We start from the raw sequence: 16519 nt of genomic DNA, 5'->3' as shown, positions 1-16519 counted from the left end.
GGCCCCGATCACCGATGTGGTGATCGGGGCCCGCCGTCGTCCACACCCAGCATCGCGGTGATCACCGCGGCGAGCCGGCGATCGTCGACGTGCCGTGACAGGTCGTCCACCACCGTGAACGCTGCTTCGACGAGAACCGACGACTGTGCCCGCGAGCGTCCCGGCATCGTCGACGCGAGGAGGTGCACCCACTCTCCGCGCTCCTGGCGAGCCATCACGGTGAGCTCGCGTGCCGTCGCCGGACCGGTCGAGAGGCCGTGGCGCCGGAGTACCCGCAGTGCCGGCGCCCGCGTCGCGAGGGCCACGCGCCGCCGCGCCAGCCCGGCCAGCGCCTGGTGCGGCGTGTCCGACCGGGCGAGCACACGCGCCGTCTCGTCCGCCGCCCGGCGCGCGGCGCCGAGGCACACCTCGTCCAGCACCACGGTCTTGCCGCCGAACCAGCGGTAGGTGCTCGACGCCGCGATGCCCACCGAGGAGGCGATGGCCGCCATCGTCACGTCGGTGGGCTCGCTCTCGTCGAACAGCGCCGCGGCCGAGCGCAGGAGTGCGTCCCGTCGCCCGACGGGCGGGACGCCGTGCGGGAGTTCCGGATCGTCGACGGCGTCCGGCAGGTCCGCCGAGAGGACCGCGGCGCACGCGGAGTCGAGAACCTCGAGCACCGCGGCGGCGGGGACGGCGAGGCGGTGCGTCCCGATGCTGGAGAGGGTGGACAGCACCGCCCGAGTCGTGACGTCGGAGTCGCGAGAGGGCCGAAGGATCGGATCGGCACGACGTGCTGCCGCGGTGACGGCATCGAGAACCGTGGTCACCGAACCGATGTCGGGGTCGTGCAGATGCGGGCGGTCGCGGCGCAGCGTGCCGAGCGAGCGGCGCACGGTGAGGGCGCCGAGAGCGAGCGCGTGGTGATCGGCGGGAGCGCCCTCCCGAGCGATGCGCCGTTCGAGGCGTTCGACCGCGGTCAGATGCAGCGTGCGGAGCAGGTCGTACTTCGAGTCGAACCACCGATACACCGACGGCCCCGAGACGCCCGCGGCCGCCGCGACGTCGTCGATGCCGACGGCCGCGTAGCCGCGGGCGCCGAACAGATCCGCTGCCGCGTCGAGCAGTCGCCGCGGCCGTGGCGACCCACCGGTCACCGCGGTGTGGGCGCGCCGGGAGCCGCGGCGTGCAGTGCCACCTCGCCGGCCTTGACGACGAAGTGGACGCGACGGCCGGGCACGAGGTCGAGTTCGGTGGCCGCCGCGACGGTGACGTCGGCGTGCAGCGCGGGCAGACCCGCGGCCGCGGTGGACGTGATGCGGACCGACGAGCCGGTGGACTCCACGTGGCCGATCTGCACGGGCAGCACGTTGCGGGGGCTGCCCCGCGGTGGGTCGACGAAGACGGAGACGGCGGTGGGATGCAGCAGGGCCACCGCCGATGAGCCCGCGTCGAGAGGATCCGGGGCGCGGCCCTGCACGGCGACACCCGACGCGGTCGTGAGCGTGTCCGGAGCGGTGATGGTGCCCTCGATCGAGTTCACTCCGACGAGGGCGGCCGCGAACCGGGTACGCGGAGCCGTCAGAACGCCGCGGACGGTGCCGTGTTCGACCACTCGTCCGGCGTCGACGACGGCCACCTCACCGGCGAGCGTCAGGGCGTCGACCCGGTCGTGGGTCACCAGCAGGGTGGTGCGCGAGGTCTCGGCGAGCACCTCGCGGAGCACGCGGCGCATGGCCGGTGCGGACTCGGCGTCGAGCGCCGCGAACGGCTCGTCGAGCAGGAGCACGTCGGGGTCCGCCGCGAGTGCGCGGGCGAGGGCGACGCGTTGGGCCTGTCCGCCGGACAGTGCGCGCGGCCGCCGATCGGCGAGGTCGGCCGCGTCGACGGCCTCGAGCCATCGGCGCGCGAGTCGCTCGGACTCGGCTCGTCCGGCACCTCGTGAGCGGGGCGCGAAGGCGACGTTCGCCAGCGCGGACAGGTGTGGGAACAGCAGCGCGTCCTGGGCGAGGAGAGCCACCCGTCGGCGATGCGGCGGGACGTCGATGCGCTGCGCGCTGTCGGTGAGGGTGCGCGCTCCGATGCGGACCACGCCGTCGTCGGGCCGGACGAGTCCGGCCACCATCGACAGCAGCGTCGACTTCCCGGCACCGTTGGGCCCGAGGATCGCCACCACACCGCCCGACGGCACCGTGAGCGTGAGGTCGGCGCCGCGTGCTCGGTGACGGACGTCGAGGACGACCGAAGTGTCGGTGGGTGTCACAGCACGCCTGCCGGACGCCGACTGCGAGTGAGGATCACGATGACGATCGCGACGACGATGAGGACCAGCGAGAGGGCCACCGCCGCATCGGGATCCGTCTCGCGCTGGAGGTAGATCTCGAGCGGGAGGGTGCGGGTGACGCCCTGGAGCGACCCGGCGAACGTGAGGGTGGCGCCGAACTCGCCGAGCGCGCGGGCGAAGGAGAGCACCGCACCCGACGCCAGCCCGGGCAGGACCAGGGGAAGGGTGACCCGCAGCAGGACGGTGCCGGGTGAGGCTCCGAGGGTCGCGGCGACGACCTCGTACCGCGTGCCCGCCGTGCGCAGTGCGCCCTCGAGACTGATCACGAGGAAGGGGAGGGCGACGAACGTCTGCGCGAGGACCACCGCGGTGGTGGTGAAGGCGATGTCGATGCCCCACGCCCGCAGGTGTTCACCCAGCAGTCCCTGCCTGCCGAACGCGTAGAGCAGGGCGAGCCCACCCACCACCGGGGGCAGGACGAGGGGGAGCAGGACGAGTGCGCGCACGACGGCGACGATCCGCCCGGTCGACCGCGCGAGGACCAGGGCCATCGGCACCCCCAGCAGGATGCAGAGGACAGTGCTGGCGGCCGCCGTGCGCAGGCTGAGCAGCAGCGCGGCCCGGGACGACTCCGAGGTGACGAGCGGAACGAAGCGAGCCACGTCGACCGAGAGCAGCATCGCCACGAGAGGGAGCACGACGAGCGCCGTGCCGAGTCCGGCAGGCACGAGGATCCAGGCGGGCGGACGCACCGCGTCGCGGTGGCCGCGCGTCCCGCCCGCGAGGCCGGAGATCACGGTGTCTCGACGATGACGGTGGTCGCCTTGACCACCGCGACGGCGACGCTGCCGGGTTCCAGTCCGAGTGTCCGCACCGATTCTGCGCTCATCAGCGACGTCACGGTGAACGCGCCGCACTGCATCTGTACCTCGGCCATCACCGTGTCGACGACCACCGAGGTGACGAGTCCGGCCAGACGGTTGCGCGCGGAGCTGACCGTGCCGCTCGGATCCGGCGGTGCGGCGGCGCGGGCCCGAGCGTGCGCCGCGAGCGAGGCGCCGTTCACGACGGTGCGTCCGGCCGAGTCCTTCGACGTCTCGACGACACCACTCTCGATCCACCGGCGGACGGTGTCGTCGCTGACACCGACCAGGGCGGCGGCGTCTCGGACACGCAGATCACTCATCGGGTCGCGCGCCGGAACGAGACGGGGCGCGGCGCAGATGCGGACGACGTGGGACCGAGGGCGCGCATCCACGTGATGCTAGCGGCCGGGAACAGACTCGGGGGTGTCGGCGTTGCACAGCTCGACGGAGTCGGATCCATGCCCCGGGTACCACCCCTTTCGCCGCTACGAGCGGCCTTCTGCCGAGAGGCGCACGGCCGACTCCGTCCTCTATGCCGCCGAGTTCACGCTCGGCGGCATCGTGCTGTCCGGGGTCGCTTGTGATGCACACCAACAGCACCCGCGATCAGTGAAACGGGACGCCCGGTTCGCATTCCCGCTGGCAGAGGCTCCGGACCGCTGGTGAGGAGCCGGGTCGATGCTCGATCGGTACTCGACCGTGACCGTGTTCCCCAGCTCCGGAGTGGTGAGAAATCCCAGGTGGATGGCATCATGTGCGTGATAGCTGATGGTTCGGGCGCAGGTGAGTGGAGTCGAGAGAATGACGATGTCGTGGGGTAGGACCCGTCGTGGGCGCTCGACTCTGGTGGCCGCGATGACGGTGCTCGCACTCTCCGCGGCCGGGTGCACGGCGGGGTCGGGTCAGACACCGACGGCGGCTCCCGCACCGATCGACTCCAACCCGCTGTCGGAGCTCATGAAGCCGAAGGTGTCGTTGCCGGCGCCCGACGCGTCCGTCGGATTCTCCCCGAGTGCTCCGGTCGCGGTGACCGTGGCGGACGGCACCCTGTCCGAGGTGACGCTCACCGACGACGCCGGCACCCCTGTCCCCGGAGCACTGTCCGAGGATCGGTCGTCCTGGACGAACAGCGAGGTGCTCGACTACAACGGCACCTACACGTTGCGTACGCGGGCCTACGGTCTGGGCGGTGAGGCGTCGTCCGTCTCGTCCTTCACCACCAGTTCGCCGGACAACGTCACCAAGCCGTACCTGCTGCCGTCCGAGAACGAGATCGTGGGCATAGGCCAACCGGTCGCCGTGCAGTTCGACGAGCCGATCCCCGACAAGATCGCCGCGCAGAACGCGATCACCGTCGTGACGGACCCGCCGGTCGAGGGTGCCTTCTACTGGGTCAACCAGAAAGAGGTGCGGTGGCGCCCGCAGAACTACTGGGCTCCCGGCACCCGCGTCACCGTGACGGTGGACGTCTTCGGTCGCGACCTCGGCGAGGGACTCTTCGGCCAGGAGAACGCGTCGTCGTCCTTCTCGATCGGTGACGCCGTCATCGCCACCGCGGACGACGCCACCAAGCAGGTGACGTTCTCCGTCAACGGAGTCGACGTCAAGACCATGCCGACGTCGATGGGCAAGGACAGCTCGCCCACCGACAACGGGGTCTACATCATCGGTGACAAGTTCGCGTCCATGGTCATGGACTCGTCGACCTACGGCGTCGCCGTGGACTCCGCGCAGGGCTACCGCACTCCGGTCGACTGGGCGACGCGAATGTCGTACAGCGGCATCTTCTTCCACTCGGCGCCGTGGTCCGTCGGATCACAGGGCTATTCGAACGTCAGCCATGGTTGCCTGAACCTGAGCCCGTCGAACGCGAAGTGGGTCTACGACAACACCAAGCGTGGTGACATCACCGTCGTGAAGAACACCGTGGGTGGAACGCTGTCGGGTACCGACGGACTGGGCGACTGGAACATCCCGTGGGACGAGTGGAAAGCCGGCAACGCCCAGTCCGTCTGAGCCGCTAGACCTTCAGGCCCAGAGCGGTGAGGTAACCGACCGGGTCCACGGCCTCGCCGCCGCGTCGCACCTCGAAGTGCAGGTGCGGGCCGTTGGAGTCGCCGGTACTGCCGACCGCGCCGATGGCCTGACCGGGAGCGATGGTGTCACCCACGGCGACATCGATGCGACTCTGGTGTCCGTAGAGGACCTCCGTGTCGCCCTTCTGGATCTTCACCAGGTTGCCGTACCCGTCGCCCGCGTCACCGGCCTGCGTGACGGTGCCGCCGGTGACCGCGTAGATCGTGGTGCCCTGCGCGGCTCCGAGGTCGATGCCCTCGTGGTTCTGCCGTCCGCCGCCGGTCGGGTTGTTGCGCCCGCCGTAACCGGACGTGACCTCGAAGGTGCCGGGCGTCAAGGGGAGTCGTGATCCGCCGACCCCCAGCGGGGCCGCCTGGAAGGGCGACGTGGCGTCCGGCGCGGCGTCGGGAGTCACCGGGGTGAGGGTGATGTCGCCGAGAACGAGCCCCGCGACCTCCTGCACCAGCACGCCCGTCGCGTCGAAGACGGCGGCGAGGATCGCCGCCTGCTGCTTGGCGCTCAGCGGAACACCGGGAATCTGGAACGCGGGCAGAGCGGGGAGCGGCGGAAGCGCGGGTGCCGCTGCGGCCGTGGGTGTCCCGGCGAAGAGCAGAGCTCCGGTGGCCGCGACGCCCACCATGGCGGCGGATCCCCAGCGACCACGGCGGCGCACCGGTGACGGCGATGCGCCCACGGTGTCCTGTGATGCGGTGTTCGAGTGTGATGTTCGGTGCACGAGCTACCTCCGTATGCGCCCACGGGCGTCGCCATTCGGTCGGCGCCGACCCGGGGGAGGAGTCCCGTCGCTGCTGCGCTGTCCACGGCGGTACGGCCGTCGACGTCCCTCTGTCCCGTACCGGTCTCACCGACCGGTACCGGACGAGCAGTCGCCCACGGCGCACCGCTCGGCGAAGTCGAATGCCCTTCCCTTGGCATTCACGTCCGTCGAGCGAACAACACGAGTAACACACGGCGCACCTTCCCCAAGAGCGCCACGGGTCACTCTACGGGACAGCAGTATCGCTCGGTAACACGAATGCTCAATTACACCAACGTAATTCGGTTGTGCCGGCCTACCTGCGAAAACACATACGTGTAATTCGGCGGTGGGGCCGTCCCGGTGCGGAGATCGGACCGTGTCCGGACTGGTACCTTGCGTTCGGGGGCGGGTTACTGCCGCGTGTGGCGCGACTGTGGGGGATGTTCTGTATGCGACGACAACGGGCGATGGCGGCTGCGCTGGCACTGGCACTGGTGGGGGGAGTGAGCCTGGTGCTCGCGCCCGTGGCGGCGGCCGAACCGTGTGGAGGACTGCCCGGTACCGGAATCGACGGAACAGGTTTTCCCGGTCAGCCACCTGCGGGACGGCAGGGTCCGGTGCCCGCCTACAACGGGCCGTCGACATCCACCGTGGGGTGGGTGACCGGTCAGGAGAGTGTGAACCGGACGTTCGATCGTTTCGGAATCTCGGGGACCGATCTCGGCATCAGTTGGGACAACGGAGCCGGTCAGACCCTCATGGCGTTCGGCGACACCTTCGGGAACTGCGCGGTCCCGGGCGGGCAGTGGCGGCACAATGTTCTGTTGCGCAGCAACGACACCGACCTGTCGGACGGCATCACGTTCGCCGACGGTGTGCCCGGTGACGTGAACTCCGGTGCGGTGGTGGCCGGGAACGATCCGCGATTCGCGACCCAACTGCTCTCGGCTCTCGGGCTCTCACCTGTCGAGTACACGATCGTTCCCACGTCGGCGATCGCCGTGAACGGCGTGCAGTATCTGCACTTCATGTCGGTCCGCGAGTGGAGCGGCTCGGTGTGGTCGACGAACTACGCGGGAATCGCGACGTCGCGCGACAACGGGCAGACGTGGTTCCCCGAGCCCGCCACCATCCGGTTCAACAGCGGCGTGGCCGTCCCCGGTACGGAGCAGTTGGACGCCCGCTTCCAGCAGGCGGCGTTCGTCCGCGGCCAGGACGGGTTCGTGTACCAGTACGGGACACCGAACGGCCGTCTCGGTGCGGCCTACCTGGCCCGCGTCGCACCCGACGCGATGCTGGACCTCACCCGGTACGAGTACTGGAACGGTGGGTCCTGGACCTCCGACCTGGCCGCCGCCGCTCCTGTGGTCGGCCAGCCGGTCGGGGAGATGTCCGTCGCGTGGAATGCGTATCTCGGTCGCTACATCATGCTGTACGGCAACGACGTCGAGGGCCGCATCATGGCGCGGACCGCGTCGGCGCCCGAGGGGCCGTGGAGCGCTCCCACCGCGCTGGTGGTGAACAACGACATCGGCAACTACCCGGGCGGTGGCCTCTACGCGCCCTACATCCACCCGAGGTCGGCGGGTGACTCGCTGTACTTCACGGCGTCGCAGTACTCGTCCTACAACGTCATCCTCATGCGGACGGACCTCGACGCGCTGCCCCGCTGAGCCCCACGCACGACGAAGGCCCCCGACTCGCGAGTCGGGGGCCTTCGTGTTCGGGGTGGACGACGGGACTCGAACCCGCGACAGCCAGGATCACAACCTGGTGCTCTACCAACTGAACTACGCCCACCATTGCTGCACACCCTGCGGCGATGCAGCGCGTTCGATACTAGCGTGACCGATACGCGGGAAGCCAATCGGTTCCCTGTGTCACGCGTCGCCACCGGTCAGCGTCGTCACGACGGCGCCGATCTCCTCGGTGGTCGGTCCCGGAGCCGCCACGAAGGCCGTCTGCCGGTAGTACTTCAGCTCCCGGATCGACTCCTCGATGTCCGCGAGTGCCCGGTGCGCGAGGCCCTTGGGAGGCTGACCGAAGTAGATGCGTGGGTACCACCGGCGGCACAACTCCTTGATGGAGCTGACGTCGATCATCCGGTAGTGCAGGTAGTCGTTCAGTTCCGGCATGTCCCGCGCGATGAAGCCGCGGTCGGTGCCGATCGAGTTGCCGGCGAGCGGCGCGGTGCCGGCGGGAACGTGCTGCCGGATGTACTCGAGCACCTTCTCCTGCGCCTGCTCCATCGTGACCGTCGACGCACGGACCTCCTCGGTGAGCCCCGACTTGGCGTGCATCTCGGTGACCACGTCCGGCATCGAGGCCAGTGCGTCGTCGTCGCAGTGGATCACGATGTCCACGCCGTCGCCGAGAACGTTGAGGTCGCTGTCGGTGACCAGGGCCGCGATCTCGATGAGCTTGTCCGAGCCCAGCTCGAGGCCCGTCATCTCGCAGTCGATCCACACCAGTTTGTCGTTCACGCACATCCTCGGTATCCGTCGTGTCCATCGGTACCGCTGCCACAGTAGACCCGCACGTGTCGGTACCGGCGATAGAGTTCAGCCCGTACCGCCGGCGACACGAGAACGGGAGCACGAGTGACGATGACGGAACCGACGGAGGGTGGCCGCGCGGCCGCGATCGCAGCGGGGTACGCCACGGAAGGTCCCGCCATCGAACTCGGCAGTGTGGTGCTGGACGGCGTCGCGGATCCGACCGCACGGGTCCGGTTACCGCTGAAGATGGTCAACCGTCACGGCCTCGTGGCCGGCGCCACGGGAACCGGCAAGACGAAGACCGTGCAGGTGATCGCCGAACAGCTCTCCGCGGCCGGTGTTCCGGTGGTGCTGGCCGACGTCAAGGGCGACCTCTCGGGACTGTCCGCTGCGGGCGCGGACTCGGACGGCCTGCGCGGCCGGGCCGGCGAGACCGGCGCGGACGGGTGGGCGCCCACGGGATTCCCGGTCGAGTTCCTCTCTCTCGGTACCGAGGGTGGCGCGGTGCCGGTACGCGCGACCATCACGGCGTTCGGCCCGATCCTGCTCAGCAAGGTGTTGCAGCTCAACGCGACTCAGGAGTCGACCCTCGGACTGATCTTCCACTGGGCGGACACGCAGGGGCTCGCGCTGCTCGATCTGAAGGATCTGCGTGCCGTCATCACGCACCTCAGGAGCGACGAGGGCAAGGCCGACCTGAAGGGCATCGGCGGCGTCTCGTCGTCCACCGCCGGTGTCATCCTGCGGGCACTGGTGAACCTGGAGGCCGACGGCGGCGACACGTTCTTCGGTGAGCCGGAGATGCGGACGGAGGACCTGATCCGCACCGCACCGGACGGACGCGGCATCGTCACCCTCTTCGAACTCGGCGCTCTCGCAGCGCGTCCCGTCATGTTCTCCACGTTCCTGATGTGGGTGCTGGCCGATCTCTTCCAGACCCTGCCGGAGGAGGGGGACCTCGACGCACCGAAGCTGGTGTTCGTGTTCGACGAGGCACATCTGCTCTTCGCCGACGCGTCGAAGGCCTTCCTCCAGCAGGTCGAGCAGACCGTGAAACTGATCCGCTCCAAGGGTGTCGGCATCTTCTTCTGCACGCAGCTGCCGTCGGACGTTCCCGGGCCGGTGCTCTCCCAGCTCGGCGCGCGGGTGCAGCACGCGCTGCGCGCCTTCACCCCGGACGACCAGAAGGCGCTGACCAAGACGGTACGGACCTATCCCAAGAGTGCGGACTACGACCTGGAGGAGGCACTCACCACCCTCGGGACCGGCGAGGCGATCGTCACGGTGCTGTCCGAGCGGGGCGCGCCGACTCCCGTGGCCTGGACCAGGATTCGTCCGCCGCAGTCGCTGATGGACACCATCGGAACGGACGCGATCACGGCCGCCGCGACCGCCAGTCCGTTGTACGCGACGTACGGCACCACCGTCGACGGCGAGTCCGCGTACGAGTTGCTGAACGCACGGATGGCCCCCGAACCGACGCCGCAGCAGCCGGAGTTCCCGCCGCTGCCGCAGACCTACGACCTGCCGCCGCTGCCCGCGCCGGAGCCGGAAGGGCCGTCGGCCGCAGAACGCATCATGGCCAACCCCGCCGTGAAGAGCTTCCTGCGGTCGGCAGCCAGTGCGGCCGGTCGCGAGATCTCACGGAGCATCTTCGGGACCGGACGCCGCCGTCGGAGGTAGAAGGTCAGGAACCGCCGAGCTTCTTGTAGAAGCTGCCGATGATCGGAGCGCTGATCGAGCGCGGACTGTACTGGCCCGCAACGGACATGCCCTTGCTGAGGATTCCGGGAACGATGCGCATCTTGTTCTTCTCGAGCCCGTCGAGAGACAGCCGTGCCGTGTACGCGCTGTCGATCCACAGGAAGTCCGGCACCAGCTTGTCGACGATGGAGGCGTCCGCGGGATCGGGCGTCTCGGTGCGGACCGGGCCGGGTGCGAGGAGCGTGCAGTGCACGCCGGTGCCGGCGAGCTCCGATCGCAACGACTCGGAGAACGTGTTCACGAACGCCTTGGTGGCGGCGTAGGTCGCATTGTTGGGGATGGCCATGTTGCCCGCGGCCGAGCCGGTGACGAGGATGCCGCCGGCGCCGCGCTCGATCATGCCGGGCAGGACCGCCAGCGTGAGATCGTGCACCGCAACAGCATTGAGCTGCACCTGGGCGCGCTCGTAGGCGGGATCCAGCGCCGACACCGGACCGAAGGTGGCAATGCCGGCGTTGTTGCAGAGCACCGAGATGTCGCGGCCGGCCAGTTCGTCCGCCAGGGTCTGGCGTTGAACGGGATCAGACAGATCGTTCACGCGGACCTCGACGGTGACGCCGTGCGCGGCGGTCAGCTTCGCCGCCAGCGCCTCGAGCAACTCGCCTCGACGGGCGACGACGATCAGCGAATGACCACGGGCGGCGAGTTCGGTGGCGAGTGCTTCTCCGATGCCGGACGACGCTCCGGTGACGACGGCACGGGACTCTGCGGTGGGTGCGGGGAGGCTCACGGTCACCGAGGCTAGCGTGACGCTTCGGAGCACGCGACGTCAGAGGGCGGCCGCGAGGCGGGTCCCTTGTTCGATCGCCCGCTTCGCGTCCACCTCCGCCGCCACGTCGGCGCCGCCGATGACGTCGACCACCGTTCCCGCAGCTGTGAGATCGTCCAGAAGATCGCGCACCGACTCCTGGCCGGCGCACACGACGATCGTGTCGACCTCCAGTGCGCGTGTCCGTCCGTCGACGGTGATGTGAAGTCCGTCGTCGTCGATCCGGTCGTACCGCACCCCCGACAACTGCGTCACGTTCCTGCTTCGCAGGGCGGCGCGATGCACCCAGCCGCTGGTCTTGCCGAGTCGCGTCCCGATCCGTCCCGCCGTCCGCTGCAGCAGGTACACCTCGCGAGCCGCGGGGGGAGCGACGGCGGTGGCCACGGCACCCGCGGCCGCCGGATCGTCGGTGACTCCCCATTCCCGGCGCCACTCCGCGGTGTCCAGAGTCGAGGAGTGTTCCGTGGTGAGGAACTCGCAGACGTCGACACCGATGCCGCCGGCCCCGATGACGGCCACGCGCCTGCCGACGTCGCGGTGGCCGAGCACCGCCTCGGCGTACGTGACGACGCTGGGGTGATCGATGCCGGGAATGGGCGGGATGCGCGGCACCACACCCGTGGCCAGGACGACGCGATCGAAGTGCACGAGGTCCGCGGCGCCGGCCGTCGTGCCGAGCCGAACGTCGACCGTCGCTGCGGCGAGTGCGTGGGTGAAGTAGCGGACCGTCTCGGCGAACTCCTCCTTGCCGGGGATGCGTTGCGCGATCGCGAACTGGCCGCCGATCTCGTCGCGCGCCTCGAAGAGGGTGACGCGATGACCACGCTGCCCCAGTGCGACCGCGGTGGCGAGTCCCGCCGGGCCGGCGCCGACGACGGCGACCGTTCTCGCGGAGCGAGTCGGGGACAGCACGAGTTCGGTCTCCCGCCCGGCCCGCGGATTGAGCAGGCAGGACGCCTTGCGATGGACGAAGACGTGGTCGAGACAGGCCTGGTTGCAGGCGATGCACGTGTTGATCTCGTCCGGTCGGCCGTTCCTCGCCTTGAGCAGCCAGTCGGGATCCGCCAGCATCGGGCGGGCCAGCGACACCAGGTGCGCGCTGCCGTCGGCGAGCAGGCGTTCGGCGACCTCCGGCATGTTGATCCGGTTCGCCGCCGCCACCGGCACCGTCACCACCTCGGTGAGGCGGCGGGTGAAGTCGATGAACGCGGCCCTCGGTACGGACGTGACGATGGTGGGCACGCGCGACTCGTGCCAGCCGAAGTCGGAGTCGAACAGATCGATCCCGGCTCCTTCGAGTTCGGTGGCGAGTGCCACGATCTCGTCCCACGTCTGACCGTTCTCGACCAGATCGGCCAGCGAGATCCGGAACGAGAGCAGGAAGTCCGGTCCGACCGCTGCTCTGATGCGACGCACGATCTCCACCGGAAGGCGGCGCCGGTTCTCGGCGGACCCGCCCCATCGATCGGTGCGACGGTTCGTCCTCGGTGCGAGGAACTGGTTGAGGAAGTAGCCCTCGCCGCCCATGATCTCGACGCCGTCATAGCCTGCGCGCTGCGCCAGGCGCGCGCACCGGACGTAGTGGCTGATCTGCCGTTCCACGCCCCGATCGGTGAGGCCGCGGGCGCGGAACGGGGTGATCGGCGACCTCCCACCCGACGCACTCACCGAGAGCGGATGGTAGGAGTAGCGGCCCGCGTGCAGGATCTGCAGCACGATCCGACCACCCTCGCGGTGCACGGCATCGGTCACGCGTCGGTGGCGACGGGCCTCGAGACGGTTGGTCAACTTGGCCGCGAACGGAAGCAGCCAGCCGGTGCGATTGGGGGAGTAGCCCCCGGTGACGACGAGTCCCACACCACCTCGGGCGCGCTCGGCGAAGTACGCGGCGAGCTTCTCTACGTCCTTCGCCCGATCCTCGAGTCCAGTGTGGATCGAGCCCATCATCACCCGGTTGGGCAACGTCGTACGACCGACCGTGATCGGCGACAGCAGAACAGGGAAGTCGGTCATCTCGGCACCCTATGCTGCGAGACATGGTGGTCGTGGGCGCGCCCGGTGTCGTGACGAAGAAGCAGGTGCTGGCGTGGGGTTTCTGGGACTGGGGCGGTGCCGCCTTCCAGGCCGTGATCCTCACGTTCGTGTTCTCGGTGTACCTGACCGACTCGGTGGGTGCCGATCTGCCCGGCGGAGTGTCCGCCACGTCGTGGTTGGGGTGGTCGCTCGGCATCGCCGGAGTTCTGGTCGCGGTCCTGGCTCCCGTCTCCGGTCAGCGCAGCGATGCCAGAGGTCGCCGCAAACGGCTCCTCTTCGTACTGTCGACCGCGACCGTCGTGTGCATGGCGGCACTGTTCTTCGTGAAGGACGACTACCACTACCTGTGGCTGGGCCTGATCCTGCTGTCCGTCGCCTCGGTGCTCTTCGAGGTGGCGCAGGTGCCCTACACCGCGATGCTGCGTCAGGTCTCGACGCCCGACAATCTGGGTCGGGTGTCCGGATTCGGCTGGGCGATGGGCTATTTCGGCGGCATCGTCCTGCTGCTGATGTGCTACTTCGGGTTCATCGCCGGCGACGGCGACGAGCGGGGCCTGCTGGGCATCACCACCGAGGACGGCCTCAACATCCGGCTCGTGGCGCTGCTCGCGGCGGTGTGGTTCCTCGTGTTCTCGCTTCCCGTGCTCTTCGCGGTTCCCGAACTCCCCGTCACCGACCCCGAGGCGGCGGCCGCGCGAGCCGGCTACCTCGAGTCGTACCGCGTGCTGTGGCGCGACGTGTCCGAGCTGTGGCGCACCGACCGCCGCACCGTGTGGTTCCTCGTCGCGAGCGCTCTGTTCCGTGACGGTCTGGCCGGGGTCTTCACCTTCGGAGCGGTGTTGGCCGTCACCGTGTACGGCATCTCCAGTGCCGACGTGCTGCTCTTCGGGGTCGCCGCCAACGTCGTCGCCGCACTCGGCGCCGTCGTCGCGGGGCGTGTCGACGACGTGCTGGGGCCCAAGCTCGTCATCGTCGTCTCGCTCGTGTCGATGATCGTCGCCGGGCTGGTCCTGCTCGCCGTCTCGGGTCCCCTGATGTTCTGGATCTTCGGACTGATCCTGTGCCTGTTCGTCGGACCCGCACAGTCGGCGTCGCGCACCTTCCTGACCCGCATAGTCCCGCCCGGCCGGGAAGGCCAGATGTTCGGCCTCTACGCCACGACGGGACGCGCGGTCTCGTTCCTCGCTCCGAGCCTCTTCGGACTCTTCGTCTTCCTCTTCGACGCGGATCGGGCCGGCATCATCGGCATCGTGCTGGTGCTGGCGGCCGGGCTACTGGCCCTGCTCCGCGTCGCGGCACCCGAGGGTGATCGGGGGAGGGACGCGGCGGCGTGAAGGTCGACCACAAGAAGGAGATCGCGACGTACAGCGCTCGACTCGGGGTGTTCGACGTGGTCGAGGTGCCGCCCCTGCAGTACCTCACGATCGACGGGGACGGTGATCCGAACACGACCGCCTGGACCGACGCGGTGTCGTCTCTGTATCCGCTCGCGTACGGCCTGAAGTTCCTCGGCAAGCGTGAACTCGGCAGAGACCACGTGGTGATGCCGCTCGAAGCGCTGTGGTGGGCGGACGACTGGGCGTCGTTCACCCGCGAGCGGGACCCGTCGCGATGGCGATGGACCGCGATGATCATGACCCCCGACTGGATCACGGCCGAGCATCTGGAGGCCGTCCGCGAACAGAAGGCGGGCCCGCGGACAGGCGACGTGCGCCTGAGACGTCTCGACGAGGGGCTGTGCGTGCAGACGCTGCACGTCGGGTCCTACGACGACGAGGCGCCGGTGCTCGCGCACATGCACGACGTCGTCGTCCCGGCGCACTCGCTCCGGATGACGGGACGTCATCACGAGATCTATCTCGGCGACCCACGGCGTGTGGTGGCCGGCAAACTGAGAACGATTCTGCGACAACCGGTCACGCGCTAACGCGCGAGGATCTCGTCCGCCAGTCGGTCCGGATCGTCCTCGGGCACCCAGTGGCTGACACTCAACTCGACGAACTCGTACGGGCCGGTGACGTGCTGGGCACACCGCTCGGCGGCGGCGCGGCCGACCGCCGTGTCCTGGTTACCCCACACGTAGGTGGTCGGCACCTCGACGGACGGGAGATCCGCGAAGTCGCGCGTCATGGCGCGGTACCACTCCAGCGCGGCGGTGAGCGTCTCACGCCGGCCGACCACCGGAAGATGCTGCGAGACGATCGTCGGATCGGCGGCACCGGAGAACATGGCGATCAACCGGCGGGCGTCGTCCTCGAGCAGCAGATCCTCCGCCTTGCCGGGCCGGCGGAAGAGAGTCATGTACTCGCTGCGCTTCTTCTGGTCCTCGTCTTCGCGGATCGCCCATCCGAAGGCGGCCGGGTGCGGGACGGACACTGCGGTGAGGGTGCGCACGCGATCCGGATGCAGCGCCGCGACGTACCAGGCGACGATCGACCCCCAGTCGTGCCCCACGAGATCGACTGCCGCGAAGCCCAGTTCATCGAGCATTCCGATGACGTCGGCGACCAGCAGGTCGATGCGGTAAGCGTCGGTACCGGTCGGACGGGCACCGGGGGAGTACCCGCGCTGGTTCGGCACGACGACGTCGCGGCCCGCGTCCGCCATGCGGATCGCCACGTCGCGCCAACTCGCGGACGTCTCGGGAAAACCGTGCAGGAGAAGGGCCGGGCGGTCGCCGGGGGTTCCGTAGCGGTCCGCGTCGAAGGTCAGGTCACCGACTGAGATCTGCATGGGGAAAGGCTATCGGGTCCTCACGCTCCGAGGGCGGCTGCCGACGTCCGTGCGCCGCGGACGTTCCGAGGCTGCCACTGGCCCATTCCCAGCATGATCACGCGCAGCTGGGACAGCGCGCGTTCGACGATGTCGCGTTCGGCCGCGCCGGCGGGCGTCACCTCGACCAGGTCCACCACCGTCGCCAGCATCGTGTTGACGATGAGGTCGGCGACCATCTCGAGATCATCGCCGGGCCACGACGACAGGGCGGAGATCCGGGACAGGTCCTGAGTGAGCTCGTGCACGATCATTCGCAGTTCGGTCTCGATCGCGCGCCGGACCTCCACCACCCCGCCGGACCGCTCGCGGATGAGGAAGCGGAACTGGACGTCGTGTTCGCGGATCTCGCCCACCAGCAGTTCGAGCGACTCGCGCGCGTTGTCCGCGGACGGGTGACGACGGACGTCGCGCAGGATCTTGCGAAGGACGCGCATGCTGTCCTCGACGACCGCGACTCCGAGGTCCTCCATCGACGCGAAGTGGCGGTAGAACGCCGTCGGCACGATTCCCGCCGCGCGCGTGACCTCCCGCAGGCTCACGCTGGAGAAACTGCGGTCCGCGATGGCGTCCAGCGTTCCGTCCACGAGTGCCCGCCGGGTGCGTTCCTTGCGTTCGGCCCTGCTGGCCGTCGTGGAACCTACGGAATTCTCGGACATTCCTCGACATTAACCGACATCGGTGTATGGGTGTGCACTTCCGCCGCGCGAGAGCCTG

The 16519-nt window shown here is 69.3% G+C and carries 15 protein-coding genes and 1 tRNA gene; 5 read left to right on the top strand and 11 right to left on the bottom strand.

Going from position 1 to position 16519, the window contains the following annotated elements; translation table 11 throughout:
* Window positions 1-8: 8 nt before the first annotated feature.
* Genes HQ312_RS09980 through HQ312_RS09965 form a run of 4 tightly spaced genes read right to left on the bottom strand, consistent with a single transcriptional unit; the run spans window position 9 to window position 3449 of the window.
* Window positions 9-1136 (bottom strand): TetR family transcriptional regulator, encoded by a 1128-nt coding sequence (locus HQ312_RS09980; RefSeq protein WP_222638479.1) that lies wholly within the window; start codon window positions 1134-1136, stop codon window positions 9-11.
* The gene (locus HQ312_RS09975; protein ID WP_222638478.1) at window positions 1133-2242 is read right to left on the bottom strand and encodes a sulfate/molybdate ABC transporter ATP-binding protein; all 1110 of its coding nucleotides are present in this window, start codon (window positions 2240-2242) and stop codon (window positions 1133-1135) included. The genes HQ312_RS09980 and HQ312_RS09975 overlap by 4 nt, the downstream gene beginning before the upstream one ends.
* Window positions 2239-3060, bottom strand: coding sequence for an ABC transporter permease (locus HQ312_RS09970; RefSeq protein WP_374198290.1), 822 nt, complete (start codon window positions 3058-3060; stop codon window positions 2239-2241). Before HQ312_RS09970 ends, HQ312_RS09975 begins: the two co-directional genes overlap by 4 nt.
* The gene (locus HQ312_RS09965) at window positions 3057-3449 is read right to left on the bottom strand and encodes a molybdopterin-binding protein (protein WP_027505607.1); all 393 of its coding nucleotides are present in this window, start codon (window positions 3447-3449) and stop codon (window positions 3057-3059) included. Before HQ312_RS09965 ends, HQ312_RS09970 begins: the two co-directional genes overlap by 4 nt.
* 481 nt (window positions 3450-3930) lie before the next feature.
* On the opposite strand from HQ312_RS09965, the gene HQ312_RS09960 reads away from it, so the two are divergent.
* Window positions 3931-5145, top strand: a complete 1215-nt coding sequence (locus HQ312_RS09960) for an Ig-like domain-containing protein (RefSeq protein ID WP_261769329.1) — start codon at window positions 3931-3933, stop codon at window positions 5143-5145.
* A gap of 4 nt (window positions 5146-5149) precedes the next feature.
* On the opposite strand, the gene HQ312_RS09955 is transcribed toward HQ312_RS09960, so the two are convergent.
* Window positions 5150-5899: a M23 family metallopeptidase gene (locus HQ312_RS09955; protein WP_235578966.1), complete on the bottom strand. Its 750-nt coding sequence runs from the start codon at window positions 5897-5899 to the stop codon at window positions 5150-5152.
* A 515-nt stretch (window positions 5900-6414) separates the two neighbouring features.
* Here HQ312_RS09955 and HQ312_RS09950 point away from each other — a divergent pair.
* Window positions 6415-7638 carry a DUF4185 domain-containing protein gene (locus HQ312_RS09950; RefSeq protein ID WP_261782179.1) on the top strand — a complete coding sequence of 408 codons (1224 nt, stop codon included), beginning with the start codon at window positions 6415-6417 and terminating at the stop codon, window positions 7636-7638.
* A gap of 54 nt (window positions 7639-7692) precedes the next feature.
* On the opposite strand, the gene HQ312_RS09945 is transcribed toward HQ312_RS09950, so the two are convergent.
* Together HQ312_RS09945 and orn are read right to left on the bottom strand one after the other, a co-directional pair.
* Window positions 7693-7765: transfer RNA gene (locus HQ312_RS09945), tRNA-His, on the bottom strand.
* An 80-nt stretch (window positions 7766-7845) separates the two neighbouring features.
* A complete protein-coding gene (gene orn / locus HQ312_RS09940; protein WP_222630093.1) occupies window positions 7846-8448 on the bottom strand; it encodes an oligoribonuclease in 603 nt (200 codons plus the stop codon).
* A 123-nt stretch (window positions 8449-8571) separates the two neighbouring features.
* Here orn and HQ312_RS09935 point away from each other — a divergent pair, with 123 nt between their 5' ends.
* Complete coding sequence (locus tag HQ312_RS09935) at window positions 8572-10146, top strand: helicase HerA-like domain-containing protein (RefSeq protein WP_222638477.1); 1575 nt, start codon at window positions 8572-8574, stop codon at window positions 10144-10146.
* 4 nt (window positions 10147-10150) lie between these two features.
* Here the strand turns inward: HQ312_RS09935 and cmrA are convergent, their stop codons facing one another.
* Both cmrA and HQ312_RS09925 read right to left on the bottom strand, forming a co-directional pair.
* Window positions 10151-10957: a mycolate reductase gene (cmrA, locus tag HQ312_RS09930; RefSeq protein WP_222638476.1), complete on the bottom strand. Its 807-nt coding sequence runs from the start codon at window positions 10955-10957 to the stop codon at window positions 10151-10153.
* Between the two features lie 39 nt (window positions 10958-10996).
* Window positions 10997-13009 carry an NADPH-dependent 2,4-dienoyl-CoA reductase gene (locus tag HQ312_RS09925; protein WP_222638475.1) on the bottom strand — a complete coding sequence of 671 codons (2013 nt, stop codon included), beginning with the start codon at window positions 13007-13009 and terminating at the stop codon, window positions 10997-10999.
* Window positions 13010-13032: 23 nt separating this feature from the next.
* On the opposite strand from HQ312_RS09925, the gene HQ312_RS09920 reads away from it, so the two are divergent.
* Complete coding sequence (locus HQ312_RS09920) at window positions 13033-14364, top strand: MFS transporter (protein ID WP_235578968.1); 1332 nt, start codon at window positions 13033-13035, stop codon at window positions 14362-14364.
* Window positions 14361-14957 carry a GyrI-like domain-containing protein gene (locus tag HQ312_RS09915; RefSeq protein ID WP_222638474.1) on the top strand — a complete coding sequence of 199 codons (597 nt, stop codon included), beginning with the start codon at window positions 14361-14363 and terminating at the stop codon, window positions 14955-14957. Before HQ312_RS09920 ends, HQ312_RS09915 begins: the two co-directional genes overlap by 4 nt.
* On the opposite strand, the gene HQ312_RS09910 is transcribed toward HQ312_RS09915, so the two are convergent.
* The gene (locus HQ312_RS09910; protein ID WP_222638473.1) at window positions 14954-15763 is read right to left on the bottom strand and encodes an alpha/beta fold hydrolase; all 810 of its coding nucleotides are present in this window, start codon (window positions 15761-15763) and stop codon (window positions 14954-14956) included. The genes HQ312_RS09915 and HQ312_RS09910 overlap by 4 nt on opposite strands.
* Before the next feature lie 20 nt (window positions 15764-15783).
* A complete protein-coding gene (locus tag HQ312_RS09905) occupies window positions 15784-16461 on the bottom strand; it encodes a TetR family transcriptional regulator (protein WP_222630139.1) in 678 nt (225 codons plus the stop codon).
* Window positions 16462-16519 lie beyond the last annotated feature (58 nt).

The sequence above is a fragment of the Rhodococcus sp. BP-316 genome, from assembly GCF_019836105.1.
GTDB lineage: Bacteria > Actinomycetota > Actinomycetes > Mycobacteriales > Mycobacteriaceae > Rhodococcoides.
The sequence above is the reverse complement of the archived record's forward strand: the minus strand, read 5'-3'. Positions and strand labels throughout refer to the sequence as shown.